Source organism: Acinetobacter sp. 24-47-67, from assembly GCF_056779735.1.
Map to the genome: position 1 here is coordinate 638,963 of NZ_JBWYIK010000001.1, position 21,774 is coordinate 660,736.

General features: G+C 38.3%; 18 protein-coding genes. 11 read left to right on the forward strand and 7 right to left on the reverse strand.

The window, feature by feature from the left end; all coding sequences use genetic code 11:
- Positions 1–8: 8 nt before the first annotated feature.
- From rutB to rutD, 3 genes are all read right to left on the reverse strand, one after another.
- The gene (gene rutB / locus AC1M9K_RS03290) at positions 9–758 is read right to left on the reverse strand and encodes a pyrimidine utilization protein B (protein WP_481588491.1); all 750 of its coding nucleotides are present in this window, start codon (positions 756–758) and stop codon (positions 9–11) included.
- Positions 755–1,867 carry a pyrimidine utilization protein A gene (rutA, locus tag AC1M9K_RS03295; RefSeq protein ID WP_035265660.1) on the reverse strand — a complete coding sequence of 371 codons (1,113 nt, stop codon included), beginning with the start codon at positions 1,865–1,867 and terminating at the stop codon, positions 755–757. Before rutA ends, rutB begins: the two co-directional genes overlap by 4 nt.
- Before the next feature lie 299 nt (positions 1,868–2,166).
- Positions 2,167–2,961 carry a pyrimidine utilization protein D gene (rutD, locus tag AC1M9K_RS03300; protein WP_481588492.1) on the reverse strand — a complete coding sequence of 265 codons (795 nt, stop codon included), beginning with the start codon at positions 2,959–2,961 and terminating at the stop codon, positions 2,167–2,169.
- A gap of 162 nt (positions 2,962–3,123) precedes the next feature.
- Between rutD and AC1M9K_RS03305 the strand changes: the two genes are divergently transcribed.
- The 4 genes from AC1M9K_RS03305 to AC1M9K_RS03320 all read left to right on the forward strand — a co-directional run bounded on the left by AC1M9K_RS03305 (position 3,124) and on the right by AC1M9K_RS03320 (position 6,652).
- Entirely contained in the window at positions 3,124–3,477 is a 354-nt protein-coding gene (locus AC1M9K_RS03305; protein WP_035265656.1) for a hypothetical protein, read from the forward strand.
- A gap of 3 nt (positions 3,478–3,480) precedes the next feature.
- Positions 3,481–5,259 carry a PepSY-associated TM helix domain-containing protein gene (locus tag AC1M9K_RS03310; protein WP_481588493.1) on the forward strand — a complete coding sequence of 593 codons (1,779 nt, stop codon included), beginning with the start codon at positions 3,481–3,483 and terminating at the stop codon, positions 5,257–5,259.
- Between the two features lie 5 nt (positions 5,260–5,264).
- Complete coding sequence (locus AC1M9K_RS03315) at positions 5,265–5,603, forward strand: DUF3325 domain-containing protein (protein ID WP_481588494.1); 339 nt, start codon at positions 5,265–5,267, stop codon at positions 5,601–5,603.
- A gap of 155 nt (positions 5,604–5,758) precedes the next feature.
- Positions 5,759–6,652, forward strand: coding sequence for a LysR substrate-binding domain-containing protein (locus AC1M9K_RS03320; RefSeq protein ID WP_481588495.1), 894 nt, complete (start codon positions 5,759–5,761; stop codon positions 6,650–6,652).
- 77 nt (positions 6,653–6,729) lie between these two features.
- On the opposite strand, the gene AC1M9K_RS03325 is transcribed toward AC1M9K_RS03320, so the two are convergent.
- Positions 6,730–8,328: a bifunctional 3-(3-hydroxy-phenyl)propionate/3-hydroxycinnamic acid hydroxylase gene (locus tag AC1M9K_RS03325; RefSeq protein ID WP_481588496.1), complete on the reverse strand. Its 1,599-nt coding sequence runs from the start codon at positions 8,326–8,328 to the stop codon at positions 6,730–6,732.
- Positions 8,329–8,620: 292 nt separating this feature from the next.
- Here AC1M9K_RS03325 and AC1M9K_RS03330 point away from each other — a divergent pair, with 292 nt between their 5' ends.
- On the forward strand, positions 8,621–9,133 hold the full coding sequence (locus AC1M9K_RS03330; RefSeq protein ID WP_035265647.1) for a tetratricopeptide repeat protein: 513 nt from the start codon (positions 8,621–8,623) through the stop codon (positions 9,131–9,133).
- A gap of 132 nt (positions 9,134–9,265) precedes the next feature.
- Here the strand turns inward: AC1M9K_RS03330 and AC1M9K_RS03335 are convergent, their stop codons facing one another.
- Both AC1M9K_RS03335 and AC1M9K_RS03340 read right to left on the reverse strand, forming a co-directional pair.
- A complete protein-coding gene (locus AC1M9K_RS03335; RefSeq protein ID WP_481588497.1) occupies positions 9,266–9,775 on the reverse strand; it encodes a cysteine peptidase family C39 domain-containing protein in 510 nt (169 codons plus the stop codon).
- A 41-nt stretch (positions 9,776–9,816) separates the two neighbouring features.
- Positions 9,817–10,872 (reverse strand): DUF4917 family protein, encoded by a 1,056-nt coding sequence (locus AC1M9K_RS03340; RefSeq protein WP_481588498.1) that lies wholly within the window; start codon positions 10,870–10,872, stop codon positions 9,817–9,819.
- A 227-nt stretch (positions 10,873–11,099) separates the two neighbouring features.
- On the opposite strand from AC1M9K_RS03340, the gene ahcY reads away from it, so the two are divergent.
- The 6 genes from ahcY (at position 11,100) to AC1M9K_RS03370 (ending at position 20,969) form a co-directional block, all read left to right on the forward strand.
- The gene (gene ahcY, locus AC1M9K_RS03345; RefSeq protein WP_481588499.1) at positions 11,100–12,482 is read left to right on the forward strand and encodes an adenosylhomocysteinase; all 1,383 of its coding nucleotides are present in this window, start codon (positions 11,100–11,102) and stop codon (positions 12,480–12,482) included.
- 76 nt (positions 12,483–12,558) lie between these two features.
- Positions 12,559–13,395: a methylenetetrahydrofolate reductase [NAD(P)H] gene (gene metF / locus AC1M9K_RS03350; RefSeq protein WP_481588500.1), complete on the forward strand. Its 837-nt coding sequence runs from the start codon at positions 12,559–12,561 to the stop codon at positions 13,393–13,395.
- A 100-nt stretch (positions 13,396–13,495) separates the two neighbouring features.
- Complete coding sequence (locus AC1M9K_RS03355; protein ID WP_481588501.1) at positions 13,496–14,206, forward strand: 16S rRNA (uracil(1498)-N(3))-methyltransferase; 711 nt, start codon at positions 13,496–13,498, stop codon at positions 14,204–14,206.
- A 168-nt stretch (positions 14,207–14,374) separates the two neighbouring features.
- On the forward strand, positions 14,375–17,239 hold the full coding sequence (locus AC1M9K_RS03360; protein WP_481588502.1) for an EAL domain-containing protein: 2,865 nt from the start codon (positions 14,375–14,377) through the stop codon (positions 17,237–17,239).
- A 132-nt stretch (positions 17,240–17,371) separates the two neighbouring features.
- Entirely contained in the window at positions 17,372–19,651 is a 2,280-nt protein-coding gene (locus AC1M9K_RS03365; protein WP_092766000.1) for an NADP-dependent malic enzyme, read from the forward strand.
- A 79-nt stretch (positions 19,652–19,730) separates the two neighbouring features.
- The gene (locus AC1M9K_RS03370; protein WP_481588503.1) at positions 19,731–20,969 is read left to right on the forward strand and encodes a multifunctional CCA addition/repair protein; all 1,239 of its coding nucleotides are present in this window, start codon (positions 19,731–19,733) and stop codon (positions 20,967–20,969) included.
- 35 nt (positions 20,970–21,004) lie between these two features.
- Here the strand turns inward: AC1M9K_RS03370 and AC1M9K_RS03375 are convergent, their stop codons facing one another.
- Positions 21,005–21,631: a LysE family translocator gene (locus AC1M9K_RS03375; protein WP_481588504.1), complete on the reverse strand. Its 627-nt coding sequence runs from the start codon at positions 21,629–21,631 to the stop codon at positions 21,005–21,007.
- Positions 21,632–21,774: the final 143 nt, after the last annotated feature.

The following is a 21,774-nucleotide window of genomic DNA, read 5'->3' on the forward strand; positions in this document are numbered from 1 at the left end:
ATAAATATCTATGCGCTTTCAGCGAGTGTTGGTTGATCTGCAAAACTACTGACAAAACTTTCTGTATCCGACACCCATCCAAAGAAGGTTTTTATGTTGTACATACTTGCGACATGGGCTTCTTTTGGCCCTGCTTGATGACAGGCATCGTCTAAAGCCACGCCAAAATATTCTAGAAAGAAGCCATCTCTGAGCGTCGATTCAACGCATACATTGGTCGCGATACCAACAAAAACCAAATTACGAATTCCACGCACTCTGAGCATGCTGTCTAGCGCTGTGTTAAAGAATCCACTATAACGAGGCTTTTCAATCACAATATCTTGAGGAGCTGGCACCAACTCATCAATCAACTCAAAATCCCAATCCCCTTTTGCTAACAATTTGCCTTGTAGCTCAGGACGCTTACGCATGGTCTTCAGTGCATTTGATTTATGAAAGTTTGGTGAATCAATACCACCTGCTTCACGATATTGATTATCCCAACCGTTTTTGAAATAGATCACTTGAATACTAGCATCATGTGCTGCAGAAACTGCCTTTTTAATATTTTCAACCACAGGTTTTGTCGTCGACACATCAAACCCAGCAAGATCTAAATAACCACCTTTTGACGTATACGCATTTTGCATATCAATCACGATTAGTGCTGTTTGCTCTGGTGCAAGCACAATATTTTCCGGTTCGGCTTTGAGTTTTACACCCGTACCCGCTTGTGCAGTAAATCCAGCTTCAACGGTATTTTCTAAATGACTCATGCGATTTTCTCCAACACAGGTTCTGAACTCATTCCTTCAACCACAACATGTTCACGACATTTCATAAGCGGCTGAATCCGTTGTCCAAAACTTTCAACACCTTCAACAAAATCATCAAATGTCAGTAAAATGCCTTCAGTTCCTTTCACCTCACTAATCTCATCTAGCATTTTTGCGATAGTTTCGTAAGAACCCACCAACGTTCCCATATTGATGTTGACTGGTGATACTGATGAAGCCATTTGACGAATATTAGTATCTGCACCGGATTTAGTATCTTTTCCGCCTTGATTCATTAACCAGTTGATCGCTTCAATATCAGCGCCATCGTTATAATGTTGCCACTTCGCCATCGCTTCTTCGTCTGTTTCAGCAGCGATAATCATGAACAAAACGTAGGTTTGAACATCACGACCCGTAATATCTGTTTTTGCTTTTAAACGATCATTGATTTCTGCATATGCTGTTGGTGTATTTAGCCCTTTACCAAAAACAAAATTGTAATCAGCGTGTTGAGCAGAAAATTCCAAACCTGTATCCGATTGACCAGCGCAGATAATTTTCATCTCTGCTTGCGGGCGTGGGCTAACTCGGCAATCATCCATTTGGAAATGGTCACCTTTAAAGTCAGATTTACCTGTTGCCCATAATTCACGCAGAATTTGTACGTATTCAGATAAGTATTCGTAACGCTTTCCGAAATATTCATCACCGGGCCACATGCCCATTTGGGTATATTCTGGCGCTTGCCAACCTGTGACGACATTTAGGCCGAAACGACCATTCGAAATTGAATCAATCGTAGATGCCATGCGTGCAACTATGGCAGGCGGCATCACTAGCGTCGCAGCTGTTGCATAAATTTTTATTTTGCTGGTGACTGCAGCAAGACCCGCCATAAGCGTAAAAGTTTCTAAGTTGTGATCCCAAAACTCAGTTTTACCCCCGAAACCACGCAGCTTGATCATAGACAATGCAAAATCAAAACCGTAATGCTCTGCGCGTTGGACAATTTTTTTATTTAACTCAAAACTTGGTTTGTATTGAGGAGCATTTTCTGAGAGTAACCAGCCATTATTTCCGATCGGACAAAAGACACCAATTTTCATATCTAACACTCCTAATTTAACGATCAGTTAAATTCGATTTAGTAGGATTAAGCTTTCGAGCTTGTATTAGATATTTAGCAAATGATGTGCCAACTATTATTTTGTTATATATTACAATAGATTAATAATTTTATATTTTACCTTATGATAAATTAATCACATAATCCAAATACCCATTACTCCTAAACAACGTCATAAAAAAGTGCACAAGATGTTCCAAAAAATACCATTTGGTAAAATAATTAAAAAACCACGATCTCAATCGTGGTTTTTTATATGCAATTGAAAAGTTTCAAATGCTAGAGTGATCGAAGAAATTGAATAAGTGCCTGATTAGTGATATTTGGCTCAGTCACAGTAGAAGCATGTGCACCTACATCAAAAATTGAGCATTGTGCATGTACAAAATTTTTCTGAAGATCAAAAGTCTTATGTACTGGAACCAAGAAATCATCACGATTTGCAATCAAGTGAATTGGAGTTCGTTGAAGTGCGGTGATATGTTCATTCGTTATTTTAAATTCCTTTAAAGCCTTCAGACGTCTCAGTACATTCTCTTTTGGTGGAAAGTTTCGGAGTTGATTATTTTCTACTTGTTGTATTTGATCGATATTAACAGAGATCCATACAGGTGGATAAAGAAATAATGCTTGAGCTCTAACATATGCCTCTGCACCAGCATTTTGTAATAACGATTCTCGAGCTTCAAAACATTTGAGCGTATGTGGATCTAGTGAGTCCCACGCATTAATACTGGTCAAACTCAACATTTCCAATTTTGTATTTTGAATTAAAACGGCTAACTCCGCTCCAATATGCCCACCTAAAGCATGACCGATAAAATGGAAATCATCGATCTTTAGATCCTCTAAAATCTGTATCACTTGTATTGCCATATCGGTCATTGAATAAGTTGGTGCTAGTAATGCAGCATCTGCATGACATCCTTCTTGATCATATGTAATAACATGAAAAAATCGAGTCAATATATCTAATTGTGGATGCCAAAAATGTCCATGTCCTCCTAACCCTGAAGATAACAACACAAATTGAGCATCAGGATTAGCTTTGCAGTAAAAAACTTGATACGTCATAAATTTTACCTATTGATAAAAAATAACTACAACGCTGCAATTAACATGCCCAAGCTAATTCAATTAAAAATTTATTTCTAAAATGCAAATTTATAATTCTAAAGACAAACAATAATTGTTATCATTTACAATAATTACATACACTCACACTTTCTTACTTTTATGAACAGTACAGAATTCGAACTACCAGGCGAGTTAACACTTGGGAATCAAGTAAAAAAAACTCGTAAGACTACTAAATCAGTTTCTATCAGTTATCGCCTGATGGTGCTCTATCGTTTTTTATTGGCGGGTATTGGAGGTTATTTGCTTGCATCCCTCTCTGCTATCGTGATTGCACAAACATTTAGCACATATCAATCTAGCGCAGCGATGTCAGCAACGCTCATTGCTTTCTGTTTACAGTGTGCAGCGTTTATTTGGGTTTTTATGGTTCACAAAACCAGAAAAGCTACATTGGGCATCGTCTTACCTAGCCTTGCTTTATTTCTCATCTATAAAATCATGGGGAACTAATTCATGAGAAGTGATGCCAAAGCTGAAGGCCCACGCCAGTCTATGTCATGGTTACATACTTGGGCTAGTTTGATACTAGGATGGTTGCTGTATGCCATCTTTGTAACTGGTACTTTGAGTTTTTTCCAAGCAGAAATCAGTACATGGATGAAGCCCGAGTATCACCAATCGATTCCAAGCCAATCTCAACTCGAGCAGACGCAAGTGGCTCTGCAATATTTGCAGAATAATCATGATGATGCAGGGAGCTGGGGAATTCAATTACCCAATGCTCGTCAAAATTACACCACACTGAATATCCGGAGTGTCGGAGAAGATCCCAATGCTCGTCGCGGTGGTAAACGTGTGACGATTGACAGTGCCACAGGTGAAGTATTAGAAGCCCGTGAAACCCGTGGGGGTAGTTTTCTGTATCGTTTCCATTTTGAATTATACGGAATGCCACGTATATGGTCACGTTGGATTGTGGGCATAGCAACCATGTTTATGCTTGTTGCAATTATTAGTGGCATCATCACCCATAAGAAAATCCTTAAAGATTTCTTTACCTTTAGAACAGGTAAAGGACAGCGTTCTTGGTTAGACGCACATAATGCAACAGCTGTATTCGCACTTCCCTTTCATATCATGATCACTTTTAGTGGTTTACTTTTATTATTATTTACCATCATGCCGTGGGGGGTACAGCAAATTTATGACAATCGTGGCGCCTTTCTACAAGACCAACGAAAATCCTTAATTCAAAATCCAGCAGAACCACAAGGGCAGACTCGTACTGATCAACCGCAAGGAAATCAGCGCTCGATGATGAATGCGCGTACAGAAATTGAGGCTCGTGGTACGCAGTCAGCATCAAATGAACATACTAACAAAATGGATGGTGAGAGAAAGAATCGAGGTGAAAGTCGACGTACGCGCAACCAAGATCGAAAAGCTGAACCTGCACCACTTACAGATATTGCTCCGATCCTCACTCAAGCTGAAGCGAAGTGGAAAAACAATCCGATTGGTTCGATCACAATTAAAGCACCAAATACATCGAAGGCGACCATTGAGTTACGTGCTTTACACGGCGCAAGTATCGCTCATCGTGGCGTATATGAAACTTTAGACTTCAATGGTGTGACAGGTCAAAACATTACAGATGATTCCACTCAACTCAAAAATCCTTCTATTCCCAATGGCATTTACAATGTTGCCACTGTTCTACATGAAGCACGAGGAGTTGATTTAGCCTTACGTTGGATACTCTTTTTTTCTGGTATCGTTGGCACGCTAATGGTCGCAACAGGATTAATTTTATGGTGCGTCAAACGTGCACCTCAACAAGCGAAACAAGGTTATAAATCCTTTGGGTATCGTACGGTCGAGATTACCAACATCGCTGCGATTATCGGCTTACCTATTGCTTGTGCAGCTTATTTTTATGCAAACCGTTTTATCCCTGCCAACATGGAAATGCGTTTAAACTGGGAAATCCGTACATTCTTTATTGTGTGGCTCTTCACACTTGTTTATGCTGTTTTTCGCACCCATCGCCAAGCTTGGCTTGAATTACTGGGTCTCGCTACCCTGCTTTTCGCTTTACTTCCGCTTGTAAACTTTATCACAGGTGGTCAACCTTTATGGCGTTCTATAGCTCACGGTCAATGGGTTATCGCTTCGTTCGATCTGGCGATGCTAGTTTTAGCAGTGGTTTTTTATTTTACACTTTACAAAGTTCAAAATCATCAAGGAACTCCGTTAAAAAAGAGTCAAGTTTTACCTAAGGTAGAGGGGTAATCACCATGAGCTTTTTTCTCCTCATTTGGGCAGTTTGTACTTTAGGTTTTATAGGTTTAGCCAGTGCAATGCAAAAGCATCAAAAACAAATTTTTGGTCAAACATTGAGTGCTAAACACCAGAAAATAGCCTCAATGGTTGGATGGGGATTCCTGTCGTTAGGGCTTATCCTCTGCATGAGCAAAGGACAAGTCAGTAATATGATGAGTTATTGGATTGGTGTACTGACATTCGCTGCGCTTTTTGTTGCACTTTGTCTGACCTATTTTGAGTCACAAATGAAAAAAATCATTTTGGGCGTATCCTTTATTGGATTCATCAGCTTGATCTTCCTCATCATTTAAATACTCTACTTGATAAAAAAACCGACCCATATTTCATTTAAATATGGGTCGGTTTTTTCTTCTTAAATTAGCTTTAAACGTGAATCACGCTGAAGTTCTAGCAATTCAAACGTATAATCAACCTCATTTATTATGGCGATTAAGGATCGGTACGCATGGAACTTAGACATTTGAAATATTTCGTCTCAGTTGCCGAAGAACTTAATTTTACGCGTGCTGCAGAAAAACTCTTTATAGCGCAGCCCTCTTTAAGTCAGCAAATTAAAGATCTTGAAGCGGAATTAGGTACATCCCTGCTGATTCGTAAAAGCAGAAGCTTATCGCTCACAGAGGAAGGAGAAACTTTTTTAAAAGATGCTCGACATATCTTGAAACTTGCTCAAGACGCCAAACACAAGATTCAAATCATGGCGAATACCAAGAAAAATAAATTAAATATTGGCTTTTTACCTGTGGCAGAAATGAAAATTTTTCCCTATGTCATGCCTATTATTCGTGCACAACAGCCTGATTTAGATATTCAATTTCATAGTTTGAGCTGTGTACATCAAATCCAAGCACTTCGTGATCAAAAAATTGATGTCGCATTCACTCGCCAATGTATCGATGATGAGCATATTGCCTCTATTGAATTGTTTAGTGAGCCTCTGATCTTGCTGATTCCTCGTCATTCAGCCCATGCGCATTTAGATTGTATTTCAAAACAGGATTTAATTGCCCAAAAATTTATCATGAGCGAGGAAACTGCCTCACCGATCTTATTCCAAAAAATTCAGAACATTTTTGAAACCCTGAATACATCTATTCAAGTTGCTCAATATTCGAGTAATATTTTAATGAATATTAATCTTGTAGCGATGCAAGTCGGTTGGACCATTGTTCCAAAATATGTTGAAAGCTTGCTCAGTGAAAATGTCTTAATTAAATCAACTGAAATCGATTTACCGAATATCAGCTTGTATTTGAGTTTCAGAAAACAAGATCAAAGTAAGCATTTGCAAACAGTAAAAAATATTCTAAGCCAACACTTTCATTGTCATATTTTTTAAAACTTTGAACGCTATTTTAAAAATAAAAAACCTGCAAATTTGCAGGTTTTCTTTTAGATTAGTCCTAAACTTTTTGATTAAACGCCAAGTTTATCAAACAGTTTTTGACTGAGCTCTTCGCTCGTCTGAGGAATACATAAGCCCGCCACAAATTTATCTGGTCTTAAAAATGCCATCGAGTATTGAGTGCGACCAAACCACGCACGAATCGCATGCTCTGTATCCCCAAGTATCAATATTTCATCATCATGAGCATCAATTTTCAATTGTTCAGGTGGAACGACTTTAATAAATTTCACACCCAAGGCTTTCCATTTTTGAATACTTGTTGGTGTGAGTCCCCAAGTCGGATCTACTCCCCAAGCAATAATAGCAAAGCCTTGACCAATAAAATCATCCAGTAATTTCACATGACCTGTGCTATCTTGCATTTTAGGTTGAATAAACATTTTACCGATTGGTGATGTCTTATTGACCTGTCCAACCAAAATACCAGATTTATATTGTGGCATTGGCTTAAAGCGCATTTCCAACAAATATTGTTTAACTGGTTTAATGTAATTTAGAACATATGAAATAGCATCACGCGCAGTACCTTGCCATTTTTTAGGCGGAGCTAGCACATGGCCTGCTGTAACAGATAAATCAATCATCGCTTTGGCATGATCATGACGCTCTTCTTGATAAGAATCTAGAACTTTAGCATCTACTTTACCTTGTACGACCATAGCCAGTTTCCAAGATAAATTGAACGCATCACGCATTCCACTGTTATAACCCTGTCCCTGCCATACTGGCATAATGTGCGCTGCATCTCCCGCAAGTAAGATACGCCCTTCTTTAAATCTACTGGCAATACGTGCATTATGGGTATAAACACGATTTCGGATCACATCGATATTTTCAGTGTTTGGTAATACTTTGGATAAAAGTTTAGCCATGTTTTCAGGTTGACTAAGTTGCTCTTGCGTCTCCCCTGGCATCACCATAAATTCAAAACGACGGATACCATGTGGTAAAGCCGCTGACACATATGGACGTACTGGATCGCAACATAAGTAAATATGTGGTGTCGCCAATGGATCGTTTGCAATATCGACAACAATCCATTGGTTTGGTGCAGTTTTACCTTCAAAAGGAATATTCAACATACGGCGAACGTAGCTATTACCTCCATCACATGCCACTAGATACTTTGCAGTTATATATTCAATTGTTTTATCTTTATTTTGGATTTGAACTTCAACTTGATCTTCAGTCTGCTTAAAACTTTGAAGTTGACGAGAAAAAAGTACTTCCACATCATCAAAACGTTCTAAACCTTCCAATAATTCTGCATCAACATAAGGTTGTACGAATGCGTTACGACGAGGGAAACCAAACTCACGTGTTTTAGGTTGAATATCTGCAAAACAACGGCCTGAAGGCGTAAGAAAACGCATCGCATGATCGGGAGTGGTATGCGGCAATACTTTGTTGATCAAGCCAATCGATTGCATTGTTCTTAGAGATTCATCATCAATACCAATTGCACGAGGATAATCAATCAATTGATCGAGCTGTTCAATCACTTTTACTTTTAAGCCCGCAAGGCCAAGGCCGTTCGCCATCGTTAAACCGACTGGGCCTGCACCAAGTACGATCACATCTGCTGAATAAGTGTTGGTCTGTGACATGGTCAATCTCCTCTAATATTCGCATTAGAGAGGATTTTCAGCATAGGAAAAAGTTATGCTAAGGTCTTATGAAATTTAAAAAACTGTCACGTTTACTTCAATTCCATCAAAAAACCTTAATTTACGTCGCACATCTATAGTTTTTACCTATGGTTGAATTTGTAATTCATCTACAAAATATCTCAGTGGATATGCTCAAACCATACTATTCAAGCTTTGGATCAGTTTTACAGTATAATAAGGGAGTAATTTAATATTTTTTTGCTTCGCTTTGAAGCCATGGAATCCCACTATGACGAAACGTGTTACCGTCCCGATTGCTCTCGAAAATCGTGCTCATGCAGGTAATGCCGCTGCTCAATTTGAACTTGCTGAACTTTATATGACGAGTGAACACGATGAAGACATTGCGCTTGCAGAAGAATGGGCTTTACGTGCTGGTCAATTGGGTCATGTCGAAGCGATGTACTGGTTAGGGGAAGGTTATACCCATTATGCGAAAGAAGTTTTAGAAGAAGATCCTGAAGATGCAAAACTAAACTTTGAGTACGGTTTTAACTGGCTCACGCAAGCAAGTAAACATCAACATGCTGCTGCGATTTTAGAGCTCGCAGGTTATTACCGTCGTGGTAATGTGGTCGAAAAAGATGTACAAAAATCTGTTGAATTGGTGACTCAAGCCGCTGAACTTGGTGATACTCAAGCAATGCGTGATTTATCTGCCATCTATGCACATGGTTTAGGTGTGGATGTAAACGAGGAAAAAGCTGATTATTGGCAGGAAAAGGCTCAATCAAGCACTTAAGATAAATCTCGTTTTTTGCATCAAAAAGCCTTCATGATTGAAGGCTTTTTATTGAGCTACTTTAGATCTTTTTAAACTATAACATACCTTAAAATAGCAACATACTTTAAGATAGTGACATACTTTAAGATATTAATTAACTTCAGCGATGATGGCTTGTCTACAAATCCCATCTACTGCCCTTTGCTGTTCAAATACTTTTTTCGGCATTGCTTCAAAGCTATCAAAAAAGCAGATTTCTTCTTCATTGATGTCATATACCAATGAATGATTACCAATGCCTTCTAAAGTATCGTAATACACGATCACAAACTTATTGGCATCAAATGCGATTTGAATATCTTGATAGCTGATTGCGGGGGATATTTTTAGCGCAAGTTTTTCAGCTTCTAAATAACTTAGCTTTTCTTGCTCTTGAAGTGCATTGTCTTCATCTGTGGTAAATTCCACATCTAAGCCAAATTTTTTAAGTCCCACAGCTAGACCGATCGTGGTCGTTCCATCACCCTCTACATAACCACACACTTCTTTAAGTTGTTCAATATCTGGGTCTAACCCAAGATGTTGAAAGAGCATCCATACGGCATAAATACCAGCATTGGCTTCTAGATTGGCGAGTTCTTCGGGTATATTTAATGACATATAAATTACTAAAATGATTATTCAGCTTATTATTATTCCGTTTAAGGATTATTCCAACAACCTGAGCTTTGTCTGTCAAAAAACTCTACTTCAATTTTATCCGAAATCTTATTCAACATTAATGCTATACGCTGACAAGTTTCTTGATCATTTTTAAAAATAGATATAGCTACTTTCCCCTTTTTCTTTATAGCATTTCCACTTTTACCAAATATTTGTTCAATTAAATGAGTTTCTTGCTCTCCCATTCCCCAACCATAAATTACTAAATTTTTCCCATGATTTAGAAACTCGGGGAGAATTTCATAATAAACCTTAGTTAAATAAAGACTTCTAGCAATGGAATTCATTTTTTTATCACTTGTACCTTCAGCTACAAACACAGGAATACTTTGATCAACCCAATTTTTTTCAATGGTTTCTAACAAGTGAGAGTTTAACTCCCGGTTAATTTTACGTTCTATTCCATTTGCAAAGGTAAATATAGATAGATTACCGTGTTGATAAAAAGTTCTTGTAACTTCCTTCTCAAAACTATTTTTATAATATGGCTCTTTCAAGTAATCCCAACGATCGAATATAGCCCCTCCCTTGTCAAATCCATCTTTAAATACATGACCATCACTATTGATTTCTTGATCATTACCATACATACGTATCCAATAAAGAATCAAATCATAATTAAGTGAAACAATAGTAGAAAACTGCTTTGTAAATTTATAAAGAATAGGTAATTGATCAGCAATAGTCGAGTGTTCACAATGAACGTCTTTTACAACCTTGATTAGGGCAGTTTTAATATTTTCGTAAGCTGAATCAATTTTTTTATCTTGTATTCCTAGATGAATATTTACCAACTTTGCATGCCAAACCAACCTCAAGATTAATTCAAAGTCACATGTATCAAACTCGATAAAAAGCTTAGATATATCATCATTAAAAAGTTTTAGTTTTTCAGCTTCTTCTTTTAACGAAGAAAAACTAAATTTTGAGTGCAAGGCAATACTAGCGCCATTGCCAATAATTAGACTCCCATTTTTATATTCATCCTTAATTTCACACCATTCTTTAATTGCATAATTAAAGCTATCCTTCATAGTACAATCTCAAAATTTTCTTATGAGACAGATATTAACCAATTGAAGATTGGAACGGAACGTAAATCCAAGTACAATACTCCGCTAGTCGAGGGATGCTGCGACGTTTTACAAGTACAAAATGTAAAAGCGCCAGGCTCGACGATCGGTCCCTCTTATTCTAGACAGACCAACAACGGCATCCGCGAACATAATGATCAATTTTTGTTTTTTATAAGGAGATCGTGATGAACGCGGTTAATGCTTCATTTACAGATTATAAAGTTGCCGATATTTCACTTGCTGACTACGGCCGTAAAGAAATCAAACTTGCAGAAGCTGAAATGCCAGCCCTTATGGGTCTGCGTAAGCGTTACTCTGCGGCTAAACCACTTGCCGGTGCTAAAATTTTGGGTTGTATCCACATGACAATCCAAACAGCTGTTCTTATCGAAACTTTGGTAGAGCTTGGTGCTGAAGTTCGTTGGACATCTTGCAACATTTTCTCTACTCAAGACCACGCTGCGGCAGCTATTGCAGCTTCAGGTGTTCCTGTATTTGCTTGGAAAGGCGAAACTGAAGAAGAATACATGTGGTGTCTTGAACAACAAATTAATGTAAATGGTACGCCTTGGGATGCCAACATGATTTTGGACGACGGCGGTGACTTAACTGCGCTTGTTCATGAAAAATACCCAGAAGTACTCGCAAAAATCCACGGTATTACTGAAGAAACAACAACAGGTGTTCAACGTCTTCTCGAAATGTGGAAAGACGGTTCATTGAAAGTACCTGCGATCAACGTAAATGACTCAGTAACTAAATCTAAAAATGACAACAAATACGGTTGCCGTCACTCTCTAAACGATGCGATCAAACGTGCAACTGACATGCTGTTATCTGGTCGTCGTGCGCTTGTAATTGGTTACGGTGACGTAGGTAAAGGCTCTGCACAATCACTTCGTCAAGAAGGCATGATCGTACGTGTTTCTGAAATCGATCCAATCTGTGCAATGCAAGCCTGCATGGACGGTTACGAAGTAGTTTCTCCATACAAAAATGGCGTACAAACAGGTAAAAAAGAAGACGTTAACGCTGACCTTCTTCAAAATACTGACTTAATCGTAACAACGACTGGTAACTACCACGTTTGTGACGCTGCAATGCTTGATACATTAAAAGCAGGTGCAGTAGTTTGTAATATCGGTCACTTTGACACTGAAATCGATACCAACTACTTACGTGGTTATAAATGGGTTGAAGTTAAACCACAAGTTCACCAAGTATATCGTTCAGAAAATGAAAATGATTACCTCATTCTTCTTTCTGAAGGTCGCTTAGTAAATCTTGGCAATGCAACTGGTCACCCATCACGCGTGATGGACGGTTCTTTTGCGAACCAAGTTTTAGGTCAAATGCACTTGTTCGCAGAGAAATTTGCTGATCTTCCTGAAGATCAAAAACAAGCAGCGATTCGTGTTGAACTTCTTCCTAAGAAATTAGATGAAGAAGTTGCTGCAGCAATGGTTGCAGGTTTCGGTGGTGTTCTGACTCAATTAACTCAAGAACAAGCGGACTACCTTGGGGTTGCTGTTGAAGGTCCATTCAAATCTGACGCTTATAAATACTAATCTTTGAACAAGCAGGCTGAACAGCCTGCTTTTCTTTGAATTCTATTTTGCTGAAATAAGTACAAAGGATTTGAACATGTCTAAACAGATTCCAATTTCTTTTGAGTTTTTCCCAACCAAAACTGATGCAGGTGCGGAAAAACTTAAGGTTGTTCACCAAGAACTGCAGTTGCTGAATCCAGAGTTTTTCTCTGTGACTTATGGTGCAGGTGGTTCTACACGTGACCGTACACTTTCGACTTTAGCTGATTTTAATGGCAAAGGCACGCCTGTTGCTCCTCACCTCTCTTGTATTGGTGATAGCAAAGAACGGATCGCTGAACTTTTAGATTTATACAAATCTCAAGGGATTGACCGTATTGTTGCACTACGTGGTGACTTACCTTCCGGTCAAGTTGGCTTAGGTGAATTACCGTATGCTCAGGATTTGGTACGCTTTATCCGTGAACATTCGGGTGACCACTTCCAGATTGAAGTTGCAGCTTACCCTGAAATGCACCCACAAGCAGATAGCTTTGATTTAGACATTAAACGCTTTTGTGAGAAAGCCAATGCAGGTGCAAATGCAGCCTTAACTCAATTCTTCTTTAATCCAGATGCGTATTTTTACTTTGTAGAGCGCATTCAAAAAGAAGGTGTGAATATTCCTGTGGCACCTGGCATTATGCCAATTACCAATGCAAGCAACTTAATTCGCTTTGCAGATGGTACAGGTGCTGAAATCCCTCGTTGGATTCGTAAGCAACTGGCAGCCTATGGTGATGATACTGCATCAATCAAAGCCTTTGGTCATGAAGTGATTGTAAAGCTATGTGAACGCCTCATTGCTGGTGGTGCACCAAGCTTACACTTTTATACGATGAACACCACTGATCCAACTCGTCAACTTGTAAAAGACCTCGGTCTGGCATAAGTCTCCTGACTTCTTTTATCGACAGCTTAGGTATAATTTATTTGATGTAAGGACTGAAGATAAAAGAAGTTTTTATTTTACCGATTTTAGAGTAATGCACATGCCTCGTTTTTTTATTGAAGCAGAACTTAATGTAAATACAACAGTTGAACTGACTGAAACTGTATTTCATCATTGGGTCAAAGTTTTACGTGCACAAGTCGGTGAAAAAGCGACCTTGTTTAATGGTCAAGGTGGCGAATATCAAGTTGAGTTAACTGAAGCCAATAAAAAAACAGCCTCGGTTCTAGTTCAAGAATTTAACCCAACCAATCGCACACCAAACTTTAATGCCTTACTTGGTCAAGTAATGAGTAAAGGTGACCGTATGGATTATGCTATTCAAAAAGCGGTTGAGTTAGGCGTATCTGAAATTCAACTTCTCACCTCTGAACGTTGCGAAATGCGTTTAAAGTACGACCGTGATCAGAAAAAACTTGATCATTGGCAAGGTGTAGCAATTGCAGCTTGCGAGCAGTGTGGAATGAATATTGTTCCAAAAATATTAGCTCCACTCCCTTTGGCACAATGGTTAAATAGCACACTCCCTGAAACGAAATTAGTCTTAGCCCCCAATAAAGATGAGGTCGATGTGTTAAATGATGCCTCCTCAAATATAGCGCTACTCATTGGTCCAGAAGGTGGATTAAGTGAAGCTGAAATCCAATCTGCAAATCAGCATGGATTTATCAATTGGTGTATTGGTGAACGTGTTTTACGTACAGAAACCGCACCAGTGGTTGCTTTATCGATCTTAAATTACAAATTTTAATAAATATTTTCTCAAAATTCCGTGATTTAACTCACAATAGAATTGATTTTCATCCAATTAGACAGTACTTTAATGAGAAAAGAGTTGTCGCGCTAAATTTATATTTTTTAAGTTCGTACTCAAAAATAATTCAAATAAAGTAGAAAGAAAATTAAGGTATTGCCAGTTATGAGTGAAGTTCAGGGAGAGCATGTTTCCAACTCTGTACTCGATAGCCAGATCAAAAGTGCGACTTCTAATTTGCATTTTTTTTTAGCGTGGGTGCTCTTTGCCTGTATCTATAATCAACTTATTTACTTCTTTTATTTCAAAAGCTTTTCAATACCTTATACCATTTGGCTCATTATATTTACCGCCATTCTTTTAATCTGTATTTGCTTTACCCTCTTTTTTAAAAAATCTAATCAAATTAGTATTTTTAACTTAGACATGTGGGCACAATTGGTTTGCTTAATTACTGGAGCTGGTCTAGCTATTGGTATTTATACCGTATTACAGCTTATCCCCGAACATAATCCAGAAGTCAAAGATATACATATGTTGACTTTAGCTGGGTTAATGTTATCTATTGTTTATACTTTTGCTATTGTATTTTTATCACAGCGTTTACGATACTTCCTTTATGTTTTTTTGCCTTCAGCTTCGGCCATAGTCCTTTCCAATTTCCTTTTTTTAGATAATACTCCTGATGTTTTTAGTTTAATCTTTAATATTTGGTTTGGTGTATTACTTATTTGCGCTCTCCTTACCCATAAGATGTACCGCCGTCTTGGAATATTAAATAGTCACAATAAATTCTATTTATCTGAATCTAGAAAACATCTTATGGAGTCATCACTTCTCCAAGACAAGCTAAAAAATGAGATTGAAAAATCCAAAGAAATTGAAAGCCAATTACAAATGCATAATCAATTACTCGAACAAAAAGTAATTGAACGAACCTACGATATTAATAAGATCAACGATCGACTGCAGCACCATCAAGCTAATCTCGATTTTGCGCATGAAACTGCTGGAATTTCATCTTGGCTATGGAATATTGAGAAAAGAACCATTGAAATTTCAGGAATTAAATATGGTAATCAGGTTTTACACTACCAAAGTGCTACTGATCAAATTAACGATTTTATTCACCCAGAAGATCAAGAAAATTATCGTAAAGAGCTCCGTAGACATTTAAGAGGAAATACTGAACGTTTTGAAGCACATTATAGAACTAAAGTAAAAGATCAGTGGTTCTGGATTAAAGATATTGGTCGAGTTATTACACGTGATCCTAAAAATAATAAACCTCTTAAAATGGTGGGTATTTTCCAAGACATTGAGAGTGAAAAAAAAGCACAAGAAAAATTGAAATTAGCTTCGAATGTATTTAATCAAGTGGCCCAAGGAGTTTTCGTTTTAGACAATAACTTGTGTTTTTTAGAAGTTAATCCTTATTTTAGTGAATTGGTCAACATCCCACCGCAGGATATTATCTCAAAACACATCTTTGATATTACCAAATCTTCCACATCCCAACTCAGCCAACATCACGCCGATATAACTCAAACGGTGTTACTCACCGGACAATATGATGCTGAGGTCACAGAAGAATTTATTTCAGGAAAGATATTAACCTTGTGGCTGCATATCAATGCAGTTCGTGATGATAAAAATAGAATTTTAAATTATGTAGGCATCATTTCAGATTTGACTGAACGGAAACAAAATCTTGAAAGAATGGCCTACTTAGAGAATTACGATCTACTTACAGATTTACCTAACCGTGTTTATTTTAATTTACAGTTACACCAGTATCTAATTAGTAAATCTAAAATTCTGAGCCATTTTTCTATTATTCGTCTTAACATTGATCGATTTAGACATTTTAATGAGTTTATTAATCATCAAACTGGAGATGAAGTTCTCAAAGAAGTTTCCCGAAGACTGAAATATACCTGTTCTAAAGCTGTTCTGATTTCATATTTAAATAATGATGACTTTGCTATGATTTACAACTTAAATCATAGTCATTACACGATCCAACAAGTCGTCGATCAGATCCTTGAGGCCTTTGAAATACCCTTTATCATCGATGGGCAAGAACACATGATTCATGTCTCACTGGGTATCGCAATTTACCCCAATCATGGTAGACAAATTGGTAGCTTAAATAGTCACGCGGAAAGCGCTTTAACAGAAGCAAAAAAACTAGGGGGCAGCACAGCCTATTATTATGACAACAAGCCTGAATCCATTTTTGGCAGTGACATTGAGCTCGAAAGAGATTTACGACTTGCTATAAAAAATCAGGACTTAGAAATTTACTATCAACCTAAGATCGAAAGTAAAACGATGCAAGTGAGCGGCTTTGAAGCATTAATCCGCTGGAATCATCCAAAGTATGGCATCATCATGCCAGATCGTTTTATACCGATTGCTGAAATGACTAGTCTGATCTCAGATATCGGAAAATTTGTTATTTTCCAGACATGTAAGCAACTTAAAATATGGCATGAATTAGGATTTGATAAGTTACAAATTTCTATTAATGTCGTGGCGCAACAGATCCATCGTGGGGAATTTCTCAATTTTATTGATCAAGCCATTCTGAAATATGCACTTGAACCCCAATACATTGAGTTTGAATTGACGGAGTCGTCTTTACTGGACAAATCCTCACATGTTTTTGATCTCCTCAATCAAATTAAAAATAAAAAATTCTCAATCGCACTAGATGACTTTGGTACAGGCTATTCTTCCCTTGCTTATCTTGCCGACTATCCTATTGATACACTCAAGATTGATCGCGCCTTTATTTCAAAGATTGGCACTCGTAAAAATAATGCTATTGTCGATGCGATTATTTCCATGGGTAAAGCGATGGGTATGAAATTGGTTGCTGAAGGTGTAGAAGACCTTGAACAAATCGAATACTTAAGAAAACAGGGCTGTGATTATTTCCAAGGCTATTATTTTTCAAAGCCCCTAAATGCGATTGATAGCACTCAATATTTAAAAAATGAAGTGCAATTATCACAAACACCTTAATCTCAAGACCAAAGTCCTAAATATGTATGAAATTTCGACTTTTAACTGTGATCACTGCGCAACTAGTGGTATATTCCAAGTGATATAACCAAAAACCAGCAAAGCTGGAATATTGTAATTACTGGGATTCAGATGGACGATCAATCTTTAAAACAGCAAGCACTCTACTACCACGAATTTCCAACACCAGGAAAAATCAGCGTTACTCCGAGTAAGCAACTCGTCAACCAACATGATCTAGCATTAGCATATTCCCCAGGTGTTGCAGTGCCATGTTTGGAAATTGAAAAAGACCCTTCTAAAGCAGCGCTGTATACTGCGCGTGGTAACCTAGTTGCAGTCGTCAGTAATGGTACTGCAGTACTCGGTTTGGGTAATATTGGTCCCCTCGCTTCAAAACCAGTGATGGAAGGTAAAGGCGTCCTGTTCAAAAAGTTTGCAGGCGTTGACGTTTTCGATATCGAAATTGCAGAAAACGATCCAGATAAAATCGTAGATATCGTTGCTGCTCTTGAACCGACTTTCGGGGGGATTAACCTCGAAGATATCAAAGCTCCAGAATGTTTCTATATTGAACAGAAACTTCGTGAGCGCATGAATATTCCAGTCTTTCATGATGACCAACACGGTACGTCAATCATTGTAGGCTCAGCACTTTTAAATGCTTTGCAATTAAATGGCAAAAAGATTGAAGACATCAAAATCATTGCATCAGGTGCTGGTGCAGCTGCATTGTCATGTCTAGATCTTCTTTGTGCATTAGGTGCTAAAAAAGAAAATATCATTGTTGCTGACTCTCGCGGTTTGATCACCACTAAACGTGAAGGCTTAGACGACTCTAAAAAACGCTATGTTCAAGATATTGAAGGTTCTCAGCTTGTTGATGTGATTGCTGGTGCAGATATGTTCCTTGGTCTATCAGCTGCGGGTATTTTGACTAAAGAAATGGTCAAAGTCATGGCGAAGGATCCAATCATCTTCGCGCTTGCTAATCCAGATCCTGAAATTCTGCCTGAGCATGCACATGAAGTTCGTGATGATGTGATCATGGCGACGGGTCGTTCAGACTATCCGAACCAAGTGAATAATGCGCTTTGCTTCCCATATATCTTCCGTGGTGCACTTGATGTAGGTGCAACAACCATTAACGAAGAAATGAAGATTGCATGTGTACACGCAATTGCTCGTATGGCGCATGTAGAAGCTGACGCTGCATCTTATGGTGAAAAGTCTGCATCATTTGGACGTGATTACCTAATTCCACGCCCACTAGATCAACGCTTGATTCTTGAAATTGCTCCTGCTGTTGCAAAAGCTGCGATGGATTCTGGTGTAGCGACTCGTCCAATCCAAGATTTCTCCGTGTATCATCAGCGTCTTTCTGAGTTCGTTTACAACTCAGCATTTATGATGAAACCAATTTTTGCTCAAGCGAAAACTGATCCTAAACGTATTGCTTATGCGGAAGGTGAAGATCTTCGTGTTCTTCGTGCTGTTCAAATTGCAGTAGACGAAGGCCTGGCAAAACCGATCTTGGTGGGTCGTACTGCTGTGATCGAAGCGAATATTAAGAAATTAGGTTTACGTTTAGAAAATGGTGTGAATATCACTATCGTTGATCAAGAAACAAATCCTGATTACGAAAAGTTTGCTGATGATTACTATAATCTGATGATGCGTAAAGGGGTAACACCTGAGTATGCACAACGTGAATCACGTCGTCGTTCGACCCTGATTGCAGCGATGTTAGTACGCCACGGCTTAGCAGATGGTATGCTATGTGGTACGTATTCTAGCTACGATATTCATTTAGATTTCGTGAGTAATGTCATTGGTTTAAAAGAAGGTCATAACACTTTCTTTACCTTAAATGCGTTGATGCTCGAAGATCGCAACTTGTTCATTGCAGATACATACATCAATCGTAATCCTACGGCTGAACAGCTTGCTGAAATGACTATTTTAGCAGCAGAAGAAGTCCGTCGTTTCGGTATTACTCCACGTGTAGCATTGTTGTCGCACTCAAGTTTTGGTTCTGACCAGACTGATCCTAGCGCTCAAAAAATGCGTAAAGTGTATGAAATTCTTTCTGAAATCGCACCTGAACTTGAAGTTGAAGGTGAAATGCATGCAGATGCAGCACTTGATGAAAATATCCGTAGCTTTGCATTCCCGAACTCGCGCTTCAAAGGTTCTGCGAATCTATTGATTATGCCGAATTTAGATGCTGCAAATATTTCATTCAACCTGTTGAAGTCAACTTCAGGAAATAATGTAACAATTGGTCCAATCTTATTAGGTGCGGCTAAGCCAGTTCATATCTTAACACCAACAGCAACTACGCGCCGTGTTGTGAATATGACTGCATTAACTGTTGCAGAAATTCAAGAAGAGGAAAAAAACGCGCTCTAATCCTTTATTTAGGGCACGTTTTGTGACTTGAGAAAACCTCTATTCTGATGCATGATGGTGCTAAGAATAGAGGTTTTTTATGCAAGTTTATTTAGTAGGCGGCGCAGTACGAGATCAGTTGCTCGGACACCCCTATCACGAAAAAGATTATGTCGTTGTCGGTGCAACACCAGAACAACTTTTAAACCAAGGGTTCCAACCTGTTGGTAAAGATTTTCCTGTATTTCTACATCCCGAAACTAAAGATGAATACGCCCTCGCTCGTACTGAGCGTAAATCTGGGCATGGTTATCATGGCTTTGAATTTTTTACCGATCCCTCGGTAACCCTTGAAGATGATTTAATTCGTCGTGATTTGACCATAAATGCAATGGCCATGAATGAAGATGGTGAGTTGTTCGACCCTTATCATGGTTATCAAGATTTGAATCAACGCATTTTACGTCACGTTTCTGATGCATTTGCAGAGGATCCACTACGAGTATTGCGTGTTGCCCGTTTTGCAGCTCGCTATCATCAGTATGGTTTTAAAGTAGCTGAAGAAACCATAGCCTTAATGAAAAATTTGGCTGATTCTGGTGAATTGCAAGCACTTACACCTGAACGTGTTTGGAAAGAAACTTCCCGTGCTTTAATGGAACGTGATGCTGATATTTACTTTGAAGTCCTTCGTCAGTGTGATGCTCTCAAAATCCTCTTTCCAGAAATCGAAGCATTATTTGGTGTACCACAACGTCCTGAATACCATCCTGAAATTGACTGTGGTATTCATACCTTGATGTCATTACAACAAGCTTGTAAAGCAGACTACTCGATGGATGTACGCTTCGCAGTATTAGTGCATGATCTGGGTAAAGCACTCACGCCTAAAGATGAGTTACCTCGCCATATCATGCATGAGGAACGTGGTGTTCAGCCCGTGACTGATTTATGTGAACGTCTTAAAGTTCCGACCCAAACCAAACAATTGGCAATTGCGGTGTGCAAAGAACATCTTAAATGCCATCAGGCGTTTACATTAAAACCAGGAACACTTTGGCGTCTATTACAACGTTTAGATGTATTACGCCGTCCTGAACGTGTTGAGGCTTTTGTACAAGCATGTGAATGTGATGCCAAAGGTCGCTTAGGTCTCGAAGACCGTGAATATCCTCAAGCAAAATATGTATTAGATGCGGTACAGATTGTTCGTTCAATTAAAGCATCTGATTTACCGCCTGAGATCAAAGGCCCTGATATTGGTGAAATGCTGATACAAAAAAGAATCGAGGCTTTGGCAACGCACCGAGAAAAACATCAATCCTTGGTAAACGCATAATATTTACCTCCTGAAACTCAGGAGGTAATCGTATTTTAAAAGAATGATTGTTGAAAATATTTAAAAGAATCAATCATTGGTTTAATGATTGAAGCCACTAATAGTAGCGCCATACTGTAATTGAAAATTTTTAGATGCTGTGGCGTACGCACCAAAGTTTGTAATTTTTCTCCGAGTATTCCCCAAGCTCCCGTGCATGGAATACAGACTAACCCAAACACAACACCCAAAATGATATACCAATAAAATTCACTGCCTGCAGCTAAATAAGTCGTCACCGCGCCCATTGCCATAATCCAAGCTTTTGGATTGACCCATTGAAATAATGCAGCTTGCAAAAAAGTAATGGGTTTCGCTTGAGTTTTATCTAATTCAACTGAGCCTGATTGAGCAATCTTAATAGCTAAATAGATTAAATAAGCAATACCGATCAACTTTAGAATTTCGTAAACCAATTGATTTTGACTCAGTAATGTACCAATTCCTAAACCAACCAAAATCACCATGACCCCAAAACCGATCGCTACACCTAAAATGTGTCCATAAGTCGCACGGAGTCCAAAGTTCACTCCTGAGGTTGCGACCATCAAATTGTTAAGTCCAGGTGTTATGGATGTCACAATTGTATAAATTACAAAAGATAAAAATATAGAAAAAGACATATCGTCGCCTATGATTATTGTTTTAAATCTTCACGTTGAAAAAATGAATCAAATCCAATATTAAAAGATAAAATATTAAATTTATCTAAACAAAATACATGAAAGATTAAATTATTTAAACATAGTTCAATTCATACTTATAA